At 50.5% G+C, this 18,007-nt stretch carries 17 protein-coding genes and 1 pseudogene; 8 read left to right on the forward strand and 10 right to left on the reverse strand.

Annotated elements, in window-relative coordinates; translation table 11 throughout:
• Nucleotides 1–25: 25 nt before the first annotated feature.
• Nucleotides 26–403, reverse strand: a complete 378-nt coding sequence (locus IPN95_17805) for a hypothetical protein (GenBank protein MBK9451225.1) — start codon at nucleotides 401–403, stop codon at nucleotides 26–28.
• Nucleotides 404–706: 303 nt separating this feature from the next.
• On the opposite strand from IPN95_17805, the gene IPN95_17810 reads away from it, so the two are divergent.
• Complete coding sequence (locus IPN95_17810) at nucleotides 707–2,200, forward strand: PKD domain-containing protein (GenBank protein ID MBK9451226.1); 1,494 nt, start codon at nucleotides 707–709, stop codon at nucleotides 2,198–2,200.
• Between the two features lie 86 nt (nucleotides 2,201–2,286).
• Entirely contained in the window at nucleotides 2,287–2,616 is a 330-nt protein-coding gene (locus tag IPN95_17815) for an ATP-dependent Clp protease adaptor ClpS (protein ID MBK9451227.1), read from the forward strand.
• Between the two features lie 51 nt (nucleotides 2,617–2,667).
• Here IPN95_17815 and IPN95_17820 read toward each other — a convergent pair whose 3' ends face one another.
• From IPN95_17820 to IPN95_17830, 3 genes are all read right to left on the reverse strand, one after another.
• Nucleotides 2,668–3,048: a hypothetical protein gene (locus IPN95_17820; protein MBK9451228.1), complete on the reverse strand. Its 381-nt coding sequence runs from the start codon at nucleotides 3,046–3,048 to the stop codon at nucleotides 2,668–2,670.
• Between the two features lie 65 nt (nucleotides 3,049–3,113).
• The gene (locus IPN95_17825; GenBank protein MBK9451229.1) at nucleotides 3,114–3,410 is read right to left on the reverse strand and encodes an antibiotic biosynthesis monooxygenase; all 297 of its coding nucleotides are present in this window, start codon (nucleotides 3,408–3,410) and stop codon (nucleotides 3,114–3,116) included.
• Nucleotides 3,407–4,186 (reverse strand): SAM-dependent chlorinase/fluorinase, encoded by a 780-nt coding sequence (locus tag IPN95_17830; GenBank protein MBK9451230.1) that lies wholly within the window; start codon nucleotides 4,184–4,186, stop codon nucleotides 3,407–3,409. Before IPN95_17830 ends, IPN95_17825 begins: the two co-directional genes overlap by 4 nt.
• Before the next feature lie 78 nt (nucleotides 4,187–4,264).
• Here IPN95_17830 and IPN95_17835 point away from each other — a divergent pair.
• Nucleotides 4,265–5,295, forward strand: a pseudogene (locus IPN95_17835) (PhoH family protein).
• 211 nt (nucleotides 5,296–5,506) lie between these two features.
• A complete protein-coding gene (locus IPN95_17840; protein MBK9451231.1) occupies nucleotides 5,507–5,938 on the forward strand; it encodes a hypothetical protein in 432 nt (143 codons plus the stop codon).
• 123 nt (nucleotides 5,939–6,061) lie between these two features.
• Here the strand turns inward: IPN95_17840 and nhaD are convergent, their stop codons facing one another.
• Both nhaD and IPN95_17850 read right to left on the reverse strand, forming a co-directional pair.
• A complete protein-coding gene (gene nhaD, locus IPN95_17845; GenBank protein MBK9451232.1) occupies nucleotides 6,062–7,414 on the reverse strand; it encodes a sodium:proton antiporter NhaD in 1,353 nt (450 codons plus the stop codon).
• Between the two features lie 118 nt (nucleotides 7,415–7,532).
• On the reverse strand, nucleotides 7,533–8,759 hold the full coding sequence (locus IPN95_17850) for an amino acid dehydrogenase (GenBank protein ID MBK9451233.1): 1,227 nt from the start codon (nucleotides 8,757–8,759) through the stop codon (nucleotides 7,533–7,535).
• A 244-nt stretch (nucleotides 8,760–9,003) separates the two neighbouring features.
• On the opposite strand from IPN95_17850, the gene IPN95_17855 reads away from it, so the two are divergent.
• Together IPN95_17855 and IPN95_17860 are read left to right on the forward strand one after the other, a co-directional pair.
• Complete coding sequence (locus tag IPN95_17855; protein ID MBK9451234.1) at nucleotides 9,004–9,729, forward strand: ComF family protein; 726 nt, start codon at nucleotides 9,004–9,006, stop codon at nucleotides 9,727–9,729.
• 132 nt (nucleotides 9,730–9,861) lie between these two features.
• The gene (locus IPN95_17860) at nucleotides 9,862–10,155 is read left to right on the forward strand and encodes a PAAR domain-containing protein (protein ID MBK9451235.1); all 294 of its coding nucleotides are present in this window, start codon (nucleotides 9,862–9,864) and stop codon (nucleotides 10,153–10,155) included.
• A gap of 74 nt (nucleotides 10,156–10,229) precedes the next feature.
• Here the strand turns inward: IPN95_17860 and IPN95_17865 are convergent, their stop codons facing one another.
• Nucleotides 10,230–11,720: an aryl-sulfate sulfotransferase gene (locus tag IPN95_17865; GenBank protein ID MBK9451236.1), complete on the reverse strand. Its 1,491-nt coding sequence runs from the start codon at nucleotides 11,718–11,720 to the stop codon at nucleotides 10,230–10,232.
• 5 nt (nucleotides 11,721–11,725) lie between these two features.
• Nucleotides 11,726–13,108, reverse strand: a complete 1,383-nt coding sequence (locus tag IPN95_17870; GenBank protein ID MBK9451237.1) for an aminopeptidase P family protein — start codon at nucleotides 13,106–13,108, stop codon at nucleotides 11,726–11,728.
• A gap of 189 nt (nucleotides 13,109–13,297) precedes the next feature.
• Between IPN95_17870 and IPN95_17875 the strand changes: the two genes are divergently transcribed.
• A complete protein-coding gene (locus tag IPN95_17875; protein ID MBK9451238.1) occupies nucleotides 13,298–15,037 on the forward strand; it encodes a hypothetical protein in 1,740 nt (579 codons plus the stop codon).
• Nucleotides 15,034–15,588, forward strand: a complete 555-nt coding sequence (locus tag IPN95_17880) for an NUDIX hydrolase (GenBank protein ID MBK9451239.1) — start codon at nucleotides 15,034–15,036, stop codon at nucleotides 15,586–15,588. Before IPN95_17875 ends, IPN95_17880 begins: the two co-directional genes overlap by 4 nt.
• On the opposite strand, the gene IPN95_17885 is transcribed toward IPN95_17880, so the two are convergent.
• Together IPN95_17885 and IPN95_17890 are read right to left on the reverse strand one after the other, a co-directional pair.
• Nucleotides 15,589–17,004 carry a TlpA family protein disulfide reductase gene (locus IPN95_17885; GenBank protein MBK9451240.1) on the reverse strand — a complete coding sequence of 472 codons (1,416 nt, stop codon included), beginning with the start codon at nucleotides 17,002–17,004 and terminating at the stop codon, nucleotides 15,589–15,591.
• Between the two features lie 94 nt (nucleotides 17,005–17,098).
• Nucleotides 17,099–17,788, reverse strand: a complete 690-nt coding sequence (locus IPN95_17890) for a class I SAM-dependent methyltransferase (protein ID MBK9451241.1) — start codon at nucleotides 17,786–17,788, stop codon at nucleotides 17,099–17,101.
• Between the last annotated feature and the right edge of the window lie 219 nt (nucleotides 17,789–18,007).

Below are 18,007 nucleotides of genomic sequence, written 5' to 3' on the forward strand. Positions count from 1 at the left end.
GCCAAAGCAAATTTTGCTGCGAAGGCTACAATTGAAACGGAAAAAGCTCCAACAAATCCGTTCGCAACGTGATCAGGCTGCCGAGCGCTAGATCGGCTGGCAGATTTTCCACCTCCACCATCAAAGTCCCCGAGGCGTTGAGCCGTAGGATGATCAAGTTGGGCGCATCGATGGATTCGACGAATCCCGTAATTTCCGTTTGGCCATCGTGCAAAGTGATGCGAGGACTGCTCTCTACGGCAAAATCAATGTCCTTTTGCCATTCATACACCGTGTCGATGCGCAACTCAGCGTCCAATTCGTCGCCGATTTGCACTGCGGTGGTCGTGATGGCCAATCCGGCTCCGATATCCGTGGCAAAATTGGTTTCACCATTGGTGAAGTCGAGGATTTTGATTTTCATGATTCGTATTTTTTCGTTTCGCGTTTTCCTCAAGGTACTGCTTTCGCATTCGGGGGACAAGGCCGACGCTAAGAAAACCATTTTTAAAGGCATTTATATATCCGTCCGTTCAAAGGTGACTTGCTTACATGTGCTTTTGGACGTTTCCGGTGATTGGATTTGATCGCATTCCGTCTCGCTCATGCTACGCAGCGGGCCTTATGTCTGTGCAAAACTTGCAGCGTGAACTACTTCTATTCCTCTAATTTAGCCGTCTATGAAAAATTGGCTATGCGCTTGAGGCGAATCTGTATTCCATTTCTGATGCTGTTTTTGTTCCTTTCTGCTCAAGGACAGTCCTTTCCCGTTCTCAAGTGGCAAAAATTCTACGGATCCGAGTACGACGATGTGCCTGCCCGTATCCTGAAAGCGCCTGATGGCAACCTTTTTATCGGAGGAAGCCGTGGCACTGCAAGTGGGACGAGCAATTGTCAAGATGTCTGGGTGATGAAGGTGGATACCATGGGCAAGCTTCTTTGGGAGCGTCCATTTGGCGGGGCAGGGTGTGACGAATTGCGCGACATGGTGGTTACGCCGGACTCAGGCGTCATTTTTGTCGGCACCACCAACTCCTTCATTGAGCATCCGGAAAAGGGACAGCCTGAATATCAGGGAGATTATTTTGTCGGGAAAGTCACCAAACAGGGCGACATCGAATGGCTCAAAACCTATGGCGGACTGGATGTGGATCAAGCTTATTCGATCGTACGCTCCGAAACCTGGCCGGAATACTTGGTCGGAGGCGTCTCCAATTCGCAGAATTTTGACGTGGAAACCGATTTGCCATTGGCCAATCTATGGGCAGTGAAAATCGACGAATTGGGCGACAAGCGCACGGCCTGGGCATTTGGAGGCAACAAACACGACTGGGCCTACAGCTTGGCTGCTTGCCGGGACGGTGACTATCTTTTTGCCGGATTTACCAGTTCCGAGGACATTGACGGCACTGAACGGCGCACCAACGGCGATGGCTGGGTGGGCCGCATCGACCGCTACGGAGCCGTGGAATGGCAACGTATTTACAGCGGAAAGCTCGAAGATTATTTTATCAAAGTCCTGGAAGACAGGGAAGGCCGAATCGTACTCGTTGGGAATTTTGAATCTGAAGACAACGGCAAACAGTTTTGGTTCATGAAGTTGACCCCGCAAGGCAAGAAGATCTACGAACGCATCTTCGGGGACAATTCCGATGAATATGCCACATCAATTCTGGAAACTGCGGACGGATCGTTTCTCATGACCGGTTACAGCAAATACATCAACCTCGCCAACAAATACATCAAGGGTGGCGAGGACTTTTGGGTGTTCAAACTCAATCCGCGGGGAGAGGTCCTATGGGCAAAAACCTACGGAGGACGCGACGACGAACGTGGGATCGACGCCATCGAATACCGCAAAAACGTGTACTACGCCTTGGGTGTCAAGCGCAACAACTTTGAAAAAGAAGGAACCGTTGACAAAGGCAACGACTTTTGGCTGCTGCGTATCGACGAGCAGACTTGCGATGACTTGGACATCAAAATTTACCTCTCGGTCCAAAACCATACCGCCTACGTCAAGAAAAATTTCAAGCTGAAATGCCTCACAGATCGCGGGGAACGCTTCCTTTGGGACTTTGGCGATGGCACAACAAGCACCGACAAGGAGCCTGTCAAGGCTTATGAAGTCCCTGGCGTTTACGAGATCAAAGTAACGGTATTCATCACCGAAAACTGCCACAAGACCTATACCATGCCAGAATATTTGATGGTTTGGTAGCCATTTTCCGGAGATTTTCAGGAAGTTTGCAACTACGAATGGATACAAACGGTATTCATTCAATGGCTGATGAACGAATGATCAAAATGGCGGGTATTGAACTTCCGGATGTGCTCGAGGTGGTGCAGGAGGACCTTAAGACGGTTCACGTGCCGATGTACAATGTTGTTTTGCTCGACGACGATGCCCATACCTATGATTATGTGATTGAGATGTTGGGCCATGTTTTCGGGCATAGCATTGAGCGGGCCTACAAAATGGCTTGCGAGGTCGACGCCAAGGGGCGCGTCATCGTGGATACCACCCACCTTGACCGGGCAGAACTCAAGCGTGATCAAATCCATGGATTCGGAGCCGATTGGCGTATGACCAACAGCAAAGGCGGCATGTCGGCGGTTGTGGAGCCGGTGGATTGAATCCCCAAACAAGTCAACAAGATTTTCGAAGGCGATAAACGTCCGCGAGGTTTATTTCCCTTCGAATACCAGCTTTGCTTTCAACCACTTTTCGCCGGAATCCAGTGCCACAGGCGCAAAAACGAAGTCGTAAAGCGCAGATGTGCAGGCAAGCCTCAATTCGTAAAATTCCGAGCTGACCCTGGGTGAGCGCACATACTTGACATTGCCATTGGGGGTGACAAGCACCTCAAATGTGATGTCCAAAGGTTGTGCAATGTAAAAGGAAGCCGTTTTTTCCTTCAGGATCACCCGGTCAATCTCTCCAAATGAAAAAGTGCCTATTTGGCTTGTGGAATGGAGGCTTCCATATCCAATGGGATGTTGCGCCATGGCGCAGGTGGCAGAGCCCAAAAATAGAACGAACAACGTAAGTCTGAGGAATCTATTCAAAACAAATAATTTGGTGGTCTTAATGCATGCAAAGCTAATGCGGTAACAGCGAAGGTTTTCCACGATTAATCCACGACCATTTCCTGGATCAGTGAAAAGGCCTGCGGACGTCCTCCAAAATAGGATTTGGTCTCTTTCCAGACATTCGCAAAAAGTTCACTCAGACGGTAGGCCTCGAGCGCTTCGGCATTTTCCCATTGTGAATAGGTATAAAACACATGCGGTTCATTGGCATCCCGGTGCAACTCCAAGTGCAGCACTCCCGGGAAATGCCTGATCTGCGATTTGGTCGCGTTGAACATCCTTAAGAAGTCCTCGACCTTGTCACTGTCAAATTCCATTCTGACGATGCGTGTGATCATCCGTAAAATTCGATGGTAATCATGTCTTGTACCTTGAGGCCGAGCAATTGGGCTGCAGATCCTTCACGAATGGCGATTTCGAGGTGGCCATTGTCACTGAAGAGGGCCAAGGCCTCTCCTTTGGCGACGTCGGCATAGCTGCCCACGATGCGCTGCATACGCAGGTTGCGGATGAAAATCTGGAACGACTTGTCGCCCTTGATTTCCATAAACGGATCCTTGCGCACATTCGTAATCGCATTTCCAAAGTGGTCGATATGCAAAATGACGCCGCGCAGGCTGTTTTCCGTGAAGGAAGGTTCTCCCCAGCGGTATTCCTTGATTTCGCCAGATGTACCCAGGCTCTCCAGCAATGCGCCGCCTGCCAAAGCCGCAGCGACAGGAGCCAACCGATTTTGGACCAAAAAGGAGCGTCCGTGAATGGACAAAGGCAAATGATCGACATTGACCAAAACCCATTCGGCCGCCGAACCTTCGCGAATCAGACTGAGAACCCCATTGTCGGGAGCAACGAAAAAGTGGCCTTCCTGCTCCATGGCTACGACCCCCAGCCGTGCACCGCCCTCAGGATCAATGCCGATGATATGCACAGACCCCTTCGGAAATTTGAAACAGGCACTCTTGGCCACAAAAGCAGCCTCCAGAAGGTTGAAATGCGCGATCTCGTGGGTAATGTCCACGACCACGGCGCCGGGCAGCATCGTCAAGAGTGTCCCCTTGAGTGAAGCTGCATAGTGATCACGGGTTCCGAGGTCCGTTGTGAGGGTAATGACCATCCACGATATTTTTTCCAAAGATTTGTTTATTTTTGCTTCACTCGTTGCGGATTAATCCACAAACACCTCCGCGACTGTATGATTATTTTGACCGAGCACAGTTTTTTTCTTGAAGAGGTAAGTCCCCTCGAATTTTACGGAGTCAACAATGCGCGCCTCGATCAGCTCAAGGCCAAGTACCCCAATGTACTTTTTGTTGCACGCGGAAACGCTTTGACCCTGAAAGGTCCGGCCCAGGAACTCAGTCTCGCACGCGACATGGTCGAGGTGCTCTTGGACGAGCTTGCACAACGCGGAAGTATCTCCCAGCAGCGTTTTACCGAACTTTTGCTTGCATCTGCGGGTGGCGAGGGCGTGGCCAATTATGAAAATGATGAGGATTTTGTCTTGCATGGAACCCGCGGAACGGTCATTCGTGCCAAGACCGCCGGCCAACGGGAAATCCTCAAAGCAGCCTCGGAAAACGACATCGTTTTTGCGCTTGGACCTGCCGGAACGGGCAAAACCTACATGGGTGTAGCCTTGGCAGTACGGGCGTTGAAAGAAAAGGAAATCAAGAAGATTTTTTTGGTGCGACCGGCTGTGGAAGCAGGGGAGACGCTTGGCTTTTGCCGGGTGATCTCAAGGAAAAGGTCGATCCGTACCTGCGCCCGCTCTACGATGCGCTCGAAGACATGATTCACTTCGACAAGCTCAAAGCCTACCTCGAAAAGAACATCATCGAGATTGCCCCGCTCGCCTACATGCGCGGCCGTACACTCAGCAACTGCTATGTGATCCTCGACGAAGCCCAAAACGCCACAGAAATGCAGTTCCGCATGTTCCTCACGCGCTTGGGCAAGGGCGGCAAGATCATCATCACGGGTGACGACAGCCAAATCGACCTGCCGCGTAACCAACGTTCCGGTTTGTTGCAAGCCAAACGGATCCTGAAAGACGTTCCCGGAATCGGCTTTGTGCGGATGAAGCCCAGCGACGTGGTACGTCACAAACTCGTGCGGGAGATCATCGCGGCCTATAAAAAGGAGGACGACGACAAGGATGCGCATTTCCAAGCCCAAAAGCAGGATCAGCCAAAGGCCCCCAACGGGATCGAACCAAAGTCCTGAAGAGGCATATTTCAAGTTTGGCGCATTCCTGAAATCGTTGTAACTTAGAAGCATCCAGTTGTTGTGCTGAATGCACGACGGTTTGGGTGCCAAAGTTGTGTGAGTGCGGAATGTTTTTTGTTTGCAAAGTGATCAGGAAACGCATTTCCTTTGCCATCTGAGGCGTTTTTATAGTTGTAATTGGAAAGTCGAATCTGAGTTTTTGAATGTCATGAAGTTTAGATATCAGTCCCTCGTTGTAATGTTTGTGTTGGCTGCTTCTTTGTTGGGTTGCGATCCACGAGAGAGCATTATTAAATACCAAATTGGCGTTTGGAACGTCACGAGCCTCAAAACAGTGGAATATCGGGACGAGGTGCTTGCTTCAGAGCAAACGCGGACCGACAGCCTCGGCCAAATGGAATTTCTGGACACGGGGGAGGGTTTCAGAACCGACGCTTTGGGAAACACGGAAGCATTTACCTGGGAGCATTATCCCAAGCAGGATCGTTTGGTCATTTATTACCTCACGAGGCAATTTGAAAATGCAACGATTCTGGAAAAGGAAGATGATGCGATGACCCTTACTTGGGTCAATACGGGCGCAGATGGCATTGTGCAGTTGAGGACAGAGAGCACTTCCACCATCGAACGCGTGAAGTAAGCCTGTTTTCCTCGGCTCAACTTCTTTGCGCACACTTGTAAAGCCATTCTTCTCAATCCTTGGGAGGGCCTGATCGCTTTTTCCTTCGAATGGGTTCACCTCCACATCGGTTGGATGGGAAAGTCAGGCCATCAACAAAAACGCTCCAACGCCGGCCAAGTATCCGATCAGGGCGAGCCAGGAAATGCGTTTGACATACCAGAAAAATTCGACGCGCTCGATGCCCATGACGGCTACGCCTGCTGCCGAGCCAATGATGAGGATGGAGCCGCCGGTGCCCGCACAGTAGGCCAAAAATTGCCAAAAGGGATGGTTGGGAGTTGCCAATTCCGGATAATGAATGGGATCGTACATCTGGATCGCGCCTGAAACCAACGGCACGTTGTCTACAATCGCCGACAACAATCCGATCATCACGACAACCGAATTCCGGTTTGGGAGCGAAGTATCGAGCCAAACTGCCAATTCACCCAGAATGCCTGAAACTTGCAAAGCGCCAACCGCCAACAAAATACCGAGGAAAAAGAGCATGCTCGGGATATCAATCCGCTCCAAGGCATGCGCAGGACTGAATTTCTCCTTGAAATCATCTTGTTTGCGCTTGTGCATGACTTCGGTGAAAATCCACATCGCGCCGAGACTCAGCATCATCCCCATAAATGGCGGTAGATGCGTGAAAAGTTTAAAAACAGGGACAAATACCAAACATACCAAACCAATTACCAAGACTGCCAATTTTTGGTTTTGGGAGACCTCTGCTTCCTTGTTTGATTCTGTATTGGAGCCGGGATGACCTTTGAGCCATGCGGCAAGATTCTTTTGGGTTTCGATCGAATCATCCGTTTCCACCGCGATGGGTGCCTCGACGCGACCTTTGATCCAAAAACTAAGAATGAAAAGCGGGACCACCAGGGAAACCAAACTCGGAAGGAAGAGATTGGTCATCAATTCAATGGGCGTAAACTTTTCCTTGATCCAAAGCATGGTTGTCGTGACATCGCCGATGGGAGACCAAGCACCGCCTGAATTCGCTGCAATGATGACAATACCGGCAAACAGCAGGCGGTCCTTGCGGCTATCGATCAGCTTTCCTATCAAGGAAACCATCACGATCGCGGTGGTGAGATTGTCCAATGCTGCCGAAAGAAAAAATGTGATCAACGCGATGATCCATAGCAAGGAAACCTTTCGTTTGGTCCGTATCGCCCGCGTTAGAATATCAAAACCACCATGAACGTCGATCAACTCGACGATCGTCATCGCACCGATCAGGAAAAATAGAATTTGGGCGATTTCAGCCACTTGGCCCTCCAAGGCATGAAGGGTCGACTCGGGATTTGACTGCGATAAAATGTAAACCGTCCATGCCAATACGCCCGTCAACAAGGCTGTCGCAGCCTTGCTCACCATCAACGAATGCTCAAATGCAATCGCGACATATCCCGCAACAAAAATGATTAAAATCGCAACTTCCATCCGCGCAAGTATCTGCCAATCAGTCGATAATGCAATAGGCTCGTAGCCTCCTACAAACGATCGAACTGATCACTTTTCACTTTTCACTTTTCACTTTTCACTTATCACTTTTCACTTCTCAGCTTCCCAGTTTGTCCAGCGCCAACCCAAGTCCAGCCTGCCAGAGCGCCGTCGTCTCCGGATTCATGGAATTGACATCGGCCAAGGCATCGTAGATGCAATTGCTCACATCTTTGAAGATCGCCTCGTCCTCGAGCGGGCCGTCGCTGCCCATGAAATAGGCAAAGGCACGCGCCATGCCACAGTTGGCAATGAAATCGGGGAGGACCGCCAAGGAATTGTCGGCATGAATCGCCGTCGGGCCGAGGAAAATTTGCGGATCGTCGAAGGGGACATTGGCACCGCTCGAGATGACTTCCATGCCTGCCGCCTTCATTTGGTCGACCTGTGCACGTGTAAGCACCCGCGAGCGGGCGCAAGGGAGGAAAATCTCGGCCTCGACAGACCAGATTTTTTCCATCAATTCGTCGTAGGGGATGAGGTTGGGAGCCGCGAGACAGTTGCCATCGCGGGTCAGGAAAAGCTGCCGGATTTCGTCGAGGCTGAAGCCTTCGGGTTTGAGCAGGCCGCCATTGCGGTCAATGATGCCAACGACAGGCAGGCCATATTGGGCGGCATAGTAGGCAGCTGCGGCGCCGACGTTGCCAAATCCTTGGACGATCACACGTTTGCCAGCCCATCCGCTTGCCCAGAGGTCGTAATAATGGCGCACAGCTTCGACGACTCCCCAGCCGGTAATCATGTCGGCCACGACCCAAGGTTGGCCGCCAGGCGTATAATAAGGTGTATCAATCACCTTGCTCACGCCGTTTTGCAGGCGCGAAATGATGCGTTGCTTTCCGTCGGCATCGGGTTTGAAGTGGCCCACCGCGATACCTTCTTGGCAATGAAGCAATCCCATCGCCTTGGTGATGGGCAAAACTTCCTTGATTTCATCGACATTGAGGTCCCCGCCGGTACCATAGTAAGTCTTGAGCAAGGGCAAAACGGCGGCATACCAGCGTTTGAGCACGCCTTCTTTGCGTGGATCTGCAGGATTGAAGTTGATCCCTGATTTGGCACCGCCGATTTGTGGTCCACAGACCGAAAATTTCACTTCCATGGTCTTGGCAAGTGACAGCACCTCGTGTTTGTTGAGGCCTTCGCGCATGCGCGTACCACCGCCTGCAGCACCGCCGCGCAAGGAGTTGATCACCACCCAGCCTTCGGCTTCAGTTTCAGAATCCTTCCATTCGAAGACAATTTCGGGTCTTTTGGCCTCGAAGGCCTGCAGTCTTTCCAGCATGTTCTTTGTGAATTATTCTTCCAACAACCAATTTACTCCCGCAAAACTATAAAAAAAGTCGGGTGCAATGAGATTCCAAGGGATTTCTAAGCGGTGCCTCAGGCTAGTGTTGCCAGAATCCATGATTTAAGAGGGTTCTATTGCACGAGAATGCGGTAAAAAGCCTTTGTTCAGATGCCACGGAGCAATCCTGGTTCAAAATTATCATCACCATTCAAGTCGATTTTGGCGGTAATTTTATACCTTGGAACTTGCTTGGGCTTGGATTCGGGCGCACAAAACATTGCTACGCGACATTCTGCAACTCATATTTCCTAAAAACTGTCCCGGCTGCGAAAACACGCTGCTCAAGGGCGAAGGCGCGGTTTGTTTGAAATGTCTGCTTGAAATCGGGGAAACCCATTTCCATTCGGCTCCCCAAGACAACGAATTGTATTTCAGATTGGCAGGAAAAGTTCCCTTGGATGGGGCGGTTGCGCTCTTTTATTTTGACAAGCGTGGACGTTTCAAACGCATCATTCAAGCTTTAAAATATGGCAACCGACCGCAGGTGGGGCAGTTTCTTGGTCATTTTTACGGGGAGAAGTTGTCGGGAATCGTTGCGTTTTCCAAGGCAGATGTGATTGTACCGGTTCCATTGCACCGCAGCCGCTACGCCGAGCGAGGCTATAACCAAAGCGAAATGATTGGAAAGGGGCTAAGCAAAGCCTTGGGAATCCCCATGGTGACCGATGCGTTGGTGCGCTCTTCCAAAACAAAAACGCAGACAAAAAAGTCACAGACCGAGCGCTGGCAAAATGTCGAAGACGCATTTGAGCTGCGTAAGCCCTTGGGCGGCAAGCTGATCTTGGTGGACGATGTCGTGACAACCGGGGCGACCTTGGAGGCTTGCATCCGCGAATTGTATGCGCAACCGGTTCCGCCTGAGGCCGTTTACGTGCTGGCTTTGGGCATGGCAAGGCATGGATAAGATGTTGAGGTAAGCGATTCAAGTTTACGGAGCTGCCTGCGGCTGCTTTTTATCAACATGTGTTTTTGCATTTGGCATTTTCCAGGGAATTCGTTAGCTTCACGAAGTTTTAACCTCTAAAAAAGAAAAGCAATGGGAATGATGGCCGCAAGGGTTGGTGACATGCATACTTGTCCAATGGTAAATCCCGGGCCGGTACCTCATGTAGGAGGCCCCATTCTTCCTGCGGGATGCCCGACTGTGATGATTGGAAAGATGCCGGCTGCCCGTGTAGGGGATATGTGCGTCTGTGTAGGCCCTCCCGATTCGATTGCTGTAGGTTCTGTGACGGTGATGATTGGCGGGATGCCAGCCGCTCGTATGGGTGACAGCACTGCGCACGGTGGCGCAATTGTCGTCGGCTGCCCTACGGTCATGATTGGTTGATCAAAATTCAATTGTATACATATCGAATGGTGCGTTTCCTGATGGAAGTGCACCATTCTTGATTTTGGCAGCTTTTATTGCAAGATCACCTTTCGGGCTGAACCATCACTGTAACGCTCCAAGACAACTTGCCAGGGTTCCGGATGTGAAACAGGCCTGCCCAATAGATCAAAATAGCCTATCCGTTGGGGTAACTTGGGTCGCGGGGTCGTTGTCTCCGAACGCTCCAAGGCAAGGCAAGCATTGGTCAAGCTGCTGATTTCCAGTGGTTCCGTACCCATCATGCCGATGCCACGCGGCACAAAGGCTTGATAGGTACCTGGACCGTGAACCACGATCGTGGCTGAATTTTCGCCAGTCGTCCATTCGAATTGCGGATGCGTGCCTTCCACGCCTAGAATGAGCTCACCGTTGACCTCCTCGCAGGTCAGCTTCGGGCGTCGCAAGTCGAAGGGGAGCTGCGCTGAGTTGGCACGGTAGGTCCCACAGCTGTCAATGGAAAATATATCCCAATTGCGGGTGGAATCGGCTGAAAAATAGCTGACAATGGGTTGATTCGCAGGAAAAACACGGCCAAAACCGACGAGTCCGGATCCATCCGACATCGATTGAAAACTCCCCATTGCATCGCTGTCAAGCCCTGGAACGGTAAATTTTCGGGCAATGCTTGCCCGCATTTGAAGGGTATCCAGATCGTAAATCAAGGCGCGTGCATTCCACGCCCGGTTCCCATTGTCAAAGGTGGAGATTCTTCCACCGGGTAAAAATTCGGCATCGTGCTGCCCTTTGGTTCCCGGATCACCCTGCAGGTCAAATTGGTTGAGTTTTCCGCCCAAATGCCAGATGAAATTTCCTGTCTGCCAATCAATCAGCGAAATCTCATTCAAAGCTCTGTGCGAAAGCAGCATCCGCCCATGGCCGTCCAAGTCGATCGAATTGGTATGGTTCAATTCGTAGATACCGGAATTGGTAAAGTAGGTCGAATCCGCATCCGTCAGTGAAAAATGATCCAATCCATGCCATTCCTTCACCACATTTTTGGCACCATCCAGTTCTTGAATCACCACGCCATCGACCCGTGCATTCAGTGCTCCCGGGTTGCCATCTGCTGTCAGGATCGACCTCAAATCCATGATGGTATCTTCGATGCAAATCAGGAAATAGTGGCCGTCGGCGGTCATGCGCATGTCATGGGGATCATTCCGGTAGCCGCGACAAACAACAGAATCCACCTCAGCGAAGTTGCTGTCCAAAATGTGCCAATAACGGTTGTCGTTAAAGGCCAACCGACCGTTCGGATGCAATTTGAAATCCAGGGCCCACATCTGACCCTGCTGATACCAAACGACATCGCCATTGCGGTCGAGCAAAAAGTTGGTCGCAGGCAAGAAAAATGGCGTTTGCACGCGGTAAAGGCCCATCAATACATAGTCAAAGCCAACGTTGCCATTGGAATTGTACCGTTGGATACTGTAGCGTGGCGAACCCGGCGGCGAAAATTGCCCGCAGACATTCGTTCCCAGCAGGAGCAGGGCCAAGGTGAGGAATCCGAAAAGACGATGCATATTTTTCAAGAGAGGGCGACTTGACGCAAAGCCTCGACATCTTCTATCGTCTTGGGCACATTTCCACCCAAAATGCGGGCGCCATCCTCCGTGATGAGGTAGTCATCCTCGATGCGGATGCCTCCAAAATCCTTGAATTTTTCAACCTCGTCATAGTTGATGAAATCCTTGTGCAGGCCCTGAGAGCGCCATTGATCGATCAACTGCGGGATGAAATAGATTCCAGGTTCGACGGTGACCACAAATCCTGGCCGCAACGGCCTTGCCATTCGAAGGAAAGCCAAGCCAAACTGCGCACTGCGTTCAAAACCATCGCCATAGCCAACAAAATTTTCGCCGAGATCCTCCATGTCATGCACGTCGAGGCCCATCATGTGGCCAAGGCCATGGGGAAAAAACAGGGCGTGGGCACCCGCAGCCACGGCGGCATCGAGGTCCCCTTTCATCAATCCAAGGGATTTCATGCCTTCGGCGACCACGCGCGCTGCGCCCAAGTGCGCCTCCTTGTAGGGCAAACCGGGCCGCAACATCCCGATGGCAGCCATTTGGCTGTCCAAAACGGTTTGATAGACAGCCTTTTGGCGTTCGGTAAATCTTGCATCGACCGGAAAAGTGCGCGTCATGTCGCCCGCATAGTGCGAATCGGGTGCCTCGGCACCGAAATCGACCAGCAATAACCGACCGCTTTTCAGGGTGTTGTGGTGGGCATGGTTGTGCAAAATCTGACCATCGGTGCTGATGATCGCCGGAAACGAAGCCAAAGTATTGTTGCGGTGAATCACCTCTTGTACTGCGGCATGCACGTCGGCCTCACGCGCGCCAGGACGCGCTGCAAGCATCGCTGCCACATGAATATCGTTGGTGATTCGCACTGCCAATTCGATTTCGGAGACTTCCTCGGCGGTTTTGATGCTGCGTTGCGCGATCACGGCCTTTACCAAGTCTGTCGAGGCGCAAACCTTCACAGCCGAAATGGCAAGCGAAAGTAATTCGCTGATTTTGATGAGGTTGTCGTGCCGGTAGGGGGGCAGGAAATGCGCGGACTTGTCAAGCAGGGGTGCCAATGCACCACTCGGCTTTGCATGTTCGATGCCCGCTTTTGCAGCCATTTCGGCGATGGTAGGCATCGCACCGGTCCAAACGATATCATCCATGGTAAGCTCCTCACCAAAGACGGTTGTTTCGCCGGTTGAAGCATCGATGATCGCTGCCAAACCCGGACGATCGAGGCCGGTATAATATAAAAAGGTACTGTCTTGGCGGAAATGGTAGGTATTGGAGGCATAGTTCATGCCGAGTTCCTGATTGCCGAGCAACAATATTTGGCCGCTGCCAATGGCCTTGCACAACTGCGTGCGGCGTTCGATATAAGTAGAGGTTGGGAACATATCAAATTGACTAAAGTGCTGAAAATCTTTCTAATCCAATTCCAAGGAGTCGTGGTTTGAGCAATGTCACACCGCTTTCCGTTGGAAATTCTGTTGAATATCGGCAATATTCGGAAGGGCTTTCCCATTTCCCATGCATTCCCCCTTCTTTTTCTTACATTTGGCATTTGATTTGAACACCCTGTCTTCATGAAAAGTAGTATTTACCTGTTGTTGATCATTTCCCTATGGGCCGGTGGATCAGTCCTTGCACAGGCACCCACCAAAGTCATTGCCTCCAAATATGAAAATGGCAAGCCCGAACTGATCAACTATTATAAAGGAGAAACCACGCCACAAAACCTTCTCAAGCAGGAAAAGCTCTCCGTAGATGGCAAAAAGCTGATGGAGAAAAACTACGTCAATGGCAAGCTGCATGGCTTGTTTTCGGAGTGGAAGGACTTTGATGGGACCAAAATGATGGAGCTGAACTATCAGGATGGGCAATTGAGCGGTAAGCAGTCCTACTTTTTTTCGGATGGCAAACCCAAAATGGAGCTGAACTATGTCGCAGGTAGGTTGGACGGCCGCCAAGTTGAATATTGGTTCAAAAAGAGTCAGGATACGCTGAAATCCGAGCACAATTACAGCGGAGGTGTGTTGCAAGGCATGCAACGCCAATGGACCAAAGAGGGCAAAAACATCTACAATTACAATTTTGTGGCTGGCAAACCCGAAGGTATTCAGCGCAGTTGGAATGAAGCCGGGGAGATGAAAGAGGAGCGATGGAAGCAGGGTGTGTTTGAAGAATGGCTAAAAAATTGGACAGCTTCCCAACCGCAGCATGCCAAAATCTACGACTATGCCGCGAAGGGTGATTCGATGAACATCGTTTTGGGTAAAAGTCTTCAAAAAGAAGTCTGGTACTATGAAACCGGCGCCATGGAGGCGCTCACAACGGCAAATGGCGACATCGAAACCCAGATTTTTTACCTCAGCGGCAAGGTGAAAGGAAAAGGAAAGGGAACCTTTGATGCCAAGGAAGGCAAATGGGAATTTTCGCATCAAAACGGGAAGAAGATGATGACCGGCGAATACAAAGCTGGAAAGCAAGTCGGCCTGTTTGAAAGTTGGGACGAAAATGGCAAGCTCATTTCCGAGGAATTCTGGAATCCGAGTGGCAGTGGCCGCGAAACTTGGAAGGTTTACCGCTATCATTCCAACGGCAACAAAGAGAGCGAAGGTTCTTTGGATGCAGCGGGCCACAAAAAAGGCAAGTGGAAATATTGGTATGAAAGCGGCAACAAAAAGGCCGAGGAAGATTGGGATGCCGCCTGTACATCCGGCAAAGGTCGCCCGTACATTACCAATTTGAGCCTTTGGGACGATTCAGGCCGACTCGTTGCCAAGGGGAACGAAGGTGCACAGCTGTTCTACACCTATTTCCCCAATGGAAATCCGCAAGTCATCGAAAGCAAGATTTTCCCCAACCACGATGCCTGCGCCAAAGGCCCTGTGGAAGTCTACAAGGATGGCAGCTTTGCCATGGAGGTAGAAAAACCGGCTGATCTTGAGAAGTTTGTGGTGATTGAAAAAACCACCTTCTACGAAACCGGAGACACGATGCGCATCGACCGTTTCAATGAAAGCGGCAAACGTCATGGCAACCAAGAAGGCTGGTTTACAGACGGGAAAAAACAATACGTCTATCATTACAAGGACGGCAGCGTTCAAGGCAGCGTGAAGGAATGGTATGCAACCGGCCAAATCATGCTGGACCATAAATACAGCAGTGTAAGCGGTGGCGCACCCTCCTTGCAGGAAGGCATTTATTATTCCGACAAGGCCAAAGACTACCCCTACAATGCCGCGGATGGCAAGAAAAAGAAGGCCATGGAGGAAATCGACCTTCTGTGCTACTTCACCAAGTTTTGGCAAGAAAATAAATGAGTCACATCCGTCCTTGGCGCCTGAAACGGTCGGAAATCGTCTTTGATCATCCATGGTATCGCCTGCGTCGGGATTGGCTTTTACTGCCCGACGGCCGCCAAATCGACGATTATTTCGTGAGCCTGCGACCCGAGGTGGTCCTCATCTTTGCATTGACAGCCGACGACGAAGTCGTCATGGTGCGCCAGTACAAACATGGTGCCGCTGCGATCCTCCTCGAATTTCCAGGCGGAACCTTCCTCCCTGCCACCGAATCCAGCACAGCAGCCGCAGCAAGGGAACTTGTCGAGGAAACCGGTTATTCCGGCACAAACCTCGAATTGCTGGGAAATGCTTGGGATGATCCCACCCGTCAAGACAATCGCGTGCACATGTACCTCGTCCGCGATGCGCAACGTACGCAAGATCAGGATCTTGACGAGAATGAAGACATCGAAGTCGTGCTGATTCCCCTGCGCAAATTCAAAGCGATGTGCTTGAATGGCGAAATCTGCGTGACCGGAACCTTGGCAACGGCCTTTCTCGGGTTAAACGCTTTGGGCCGAACCTGATCACTTGATTTCTTTCAAGATCTTCTCAAAAACGGGCTCCAACTGATTGGGATGCAAGTCCTTGGCGACAATTTTGTTGCTCGGATCAAGCACATAACATTCTGGCGTGATGTCGGTGTGGTACTTGTAATAGTACCTGCTTTCCATTTTGGGATCGATGATGTTGTGGAAGGATTCGATATGGTACTTGGTGATGAATTCCTTCCACTTGGATTCCTCTGCGTCAAGGCAAAGCGCATAAACATCGACCTTGCCCTTCCATTTTTCAAGCACCTCCCTCAGCACCGGCGCACGTTCCTGGCAATGGCTGCAAGTATAGGAGTACATAAAGACGATCTTGATCGGCGTTTTGAGGTCATAAAGACTTTCATATTCGCCGTTGACGTTTTTGGCGCGAAGGTCTTGGCCGGTTTTCCCGAGCAAACTCACCCGCATTTCGTTGACTTTTTTCCGAATTTTTGCAAGCTCTTCCGGTTTCCCGGGAAACCATTTGTTGGCAATGTCGTCGGTGAAGTATTTGTCCACCACGTGCACCAAAATGGCCTCTCCGCCCATAAATGAAGGTTTTTCATATTGAATCGCGATCCAATTCACGACAAATTTGAAGCATTCGTCGCATCCGCGTGTCTTTTCAATCACTGCATCGGCATAACGAATCACGGAATCAACCGTCTGCGGGGTGAGTTGCGTCATGTAGGTCTTGAGTTTGTTGGGTACCACCGGGGTGCGCAACAGTCGCTCATCGGTCAAACTGGTATTGTCAAAATAGGCTGCACGATAGGTGACGAGTTGCCGTAGGGTATCGAGGGTACCGTTGGGCTTTTTGGGGGTCGTCAAATCGGGGTTTTGGCCTGCTGATTTGAAAATTGTGAAAAATGAATTCGGATAGTTTTTGGCGAATGCGGCCACGTGGGCTTTGCGTTCGGCAACCATTTTGTCGCGCTGACCTTCGAGATAGGAAAGATTGGGGCTGCCGGGCGAAGTGGATTTGATCACCACATCGAGCGAATCAAATTTGGTTTTGAAGGCCGCTTCAAATTGCAGATTCTGGTAAAAAAGCATGTTGTCTTCCGTGCCTTCCGTGCGCATGTACTTGGTGACGTCGCGCGCATCCGTACGCAAGGCAAATGTCTGATCCTTGTCCACCAAAAACTGAACGAATGATCGCTGATCGGGGAAAACAAAGTAATAGAGACCGCCCTTGAGCGGCTCGGTCGATGACTCATAATGCGCTTTTCCGCCTTTGGATAACATCGAATCCACCAAAAAATTTTGGCCACCGAGCATACCGATGATGCGGCAATAGCCTTCAGGCATGCCCGCCACTTCAAAATCAAGTGAAACTTTCTGTTGTGCAGCCGCCAATTGGGCCAACATCAATGCAGCAGAAATGAAAAATAGACGCCTCCAATTCATAGGTCCAAATTATCCTCGGTGAGGCGATTTAGCAACTTGTATGCCGAATTCGATTAAAAAACGTGCTGGGCAAATCAGGAAACTCCCATCAGGTCTATTTTTCAGCCCGTTTCAAAACAAACATCTTCGTCCACCATCTTCCAAGTGCATGTATGGCCTCCACTTCGAACCCTTGCTGCTCAAAGTCCCAGCGCAGGCCCTCGACCGTATTTAGCGGATCGTTGCAAAGGCGTTTGCGACGCTTTCCAGCTTTGCGCACGACATTCTCTATCAAATAGATACGTCCATCGGGCTTCAATTTGGTCGCGATATCAGCCAACATGCTCTCCGGATTGGAAAAATGGTGATAGCTCGCCGTGACCAATACCTTGTCAAAAATTCCGTTGGGAAGTTTTGTTTCGGTTTCTGTGCCCTCCACCAGTTGGAATGTGCAATTCAGGGGTCTTCCTTTGATTTTTGCGTAGTAGTCACGGACGTTGTCCAACTCTTTTTCATTCAGGCAAAGGGTGTCAAGGTCCTCGATGTAGAATGTCAAACTGTCATACAATACAGCAAACATCGCCATACGGTAGCCATTGCTTCCGCCGACATCGGCAATGACCTGCCTAGGGTGCAGATCTAAAATCGTCAGTTCGGGTGCATACACCTTCCGGATGGCCGCCTCCGAATCGAGCACAAAGCCACATTGGTAAGGCAATGCTGTTTGTTTTTGTGCCAGCAGTTGCGCACAATGCAGCACTGATAGCAAAGCCAACATCCCCAATCGATTCCAGCATGGATTCATCGTCTCCAAATTACACCTTTCTTGGTCATCGACGAAAAGCAGGGTGTATAACCTATTCGGTTGATTTTCGTAGATTCGATGGTTATCCACAGGTGTTTGTATCTGAAAATGGACGGTGATCCGCTGATTTGTCGATTGGTCGCCAAAAATTATTGGTAAAAATGCCCGTGTATTGCATTTTTATTCCTTGCGTGAGGGTTTGGTTGAATGCTCTATGAG

The sequence above is a fragment of the Bacteroidota bacterium genome, assembly GCA_016718825.1.
In the GTDB taxonomy this organism is placed as follows: domain Bacteria; phylum Bacteroidota; class Bacteroidia; order J057; family JADKCL01; genus JADKCL01.

Coding starts and splice junctions, on each gene's coding strand:
- IPN95_17805 (MBK9451225.1), bottom strand. CDS start 403: ATGAAAATCAAAATCCTCGACTTCACCAATGGTGAAACCAATTTTGCC.
- IPN95_17810 (MBK9451226.1), top strand. CDS start 707: ATGCTGTTTTTGTTCCTTTCTGCTCAAGGACAGTCCTTTCCCGTTCTC.
- IPN95_17815 (MBK9451227.1), top strand. CDS start 2,287: ATGGCGGGTATTGAACTTCCGGATGTGCTCGAGGTGGTGCAGGAGGAC.
- IPN95_17825 (MBK9451229.1), bottom strand. CDS start 3,410: ATGATCACACGCATCGTCAGAATGGAATTTGACAGTGACAAGGTCGAG.
- IPN95_17830 (MBK9451230.1), bottom strand. CDS start 4,186: ATGGTCATTACCCTCACAACGGACCTCGGAACCCGTGATCACTATGCA.
- IPN95_17840 (MBK9451231.1), top strand. CDS start 5,507: ATGAAGTTTAGATATCAGTCCCTCGTTGTAATGTTTGTGTTGGCTGCT.
- nhaD (MBK9451232.1), bottom strand. CDS start 7,414: ATGGAAGTTGCGATTTTAATCATTTTTGTTGCGGGATATGTCGCGATT.
- IPN95_17850 (MBK9451233.1), bottom strand. CDS start 8,759: ATGCTGGAAAGACTGCAGGCCTTCGAGGCCAAAAGACCCGAAATTGTC.
- IPN95_17860 (MBK9451235.1), top strand. CDS start 9,862: ATGGGAATGATGGCCGCAAGGGTTGGTGACATGCATACTTGTCCAATG.
- IPN95_17865 (MBK9451236.1), bottom strand. CDS start 11,720: ATGCATCGTCTTTTCGGATTCCTCACCTTGGCCCTGCTCCTGCTGGGA.
- IPN95_17870 (MBK9451237.1), bottom strand. CDS start 13,108: ATGTTCCCAACCTCTACTTATATCGAACGCCGCACGCAGTTGTGCAAG.
- IPN95_17875 (MBK9451238.1), top strand. CDS start 13,298: ATGAAAAGTAGTATTTACCTGTTGTTGATCATTTCCCTATGGGCCGGT.
- IPN95_17880 (MBK9451239.1), top strand. CDS start 15,034: ATGAGTCACATCCGTCCTTGGCGCCTGAAACGGTCGGAAATCGTCTTT.
- IPN95_17885 (MBK9451240.1), bottom strand. CDS start 17,004: ATGAATTGGAGGCGTCTATTTTTCATTTCTGCTGCATTGATGTTGGCC.
- IPN95_17890 (MBK9451241.1), bottom strand. CDS start 17,788: ATGAATCCATGCTGGAATCGATTGGGGATGTTGGCTTTGCTATCAGTG.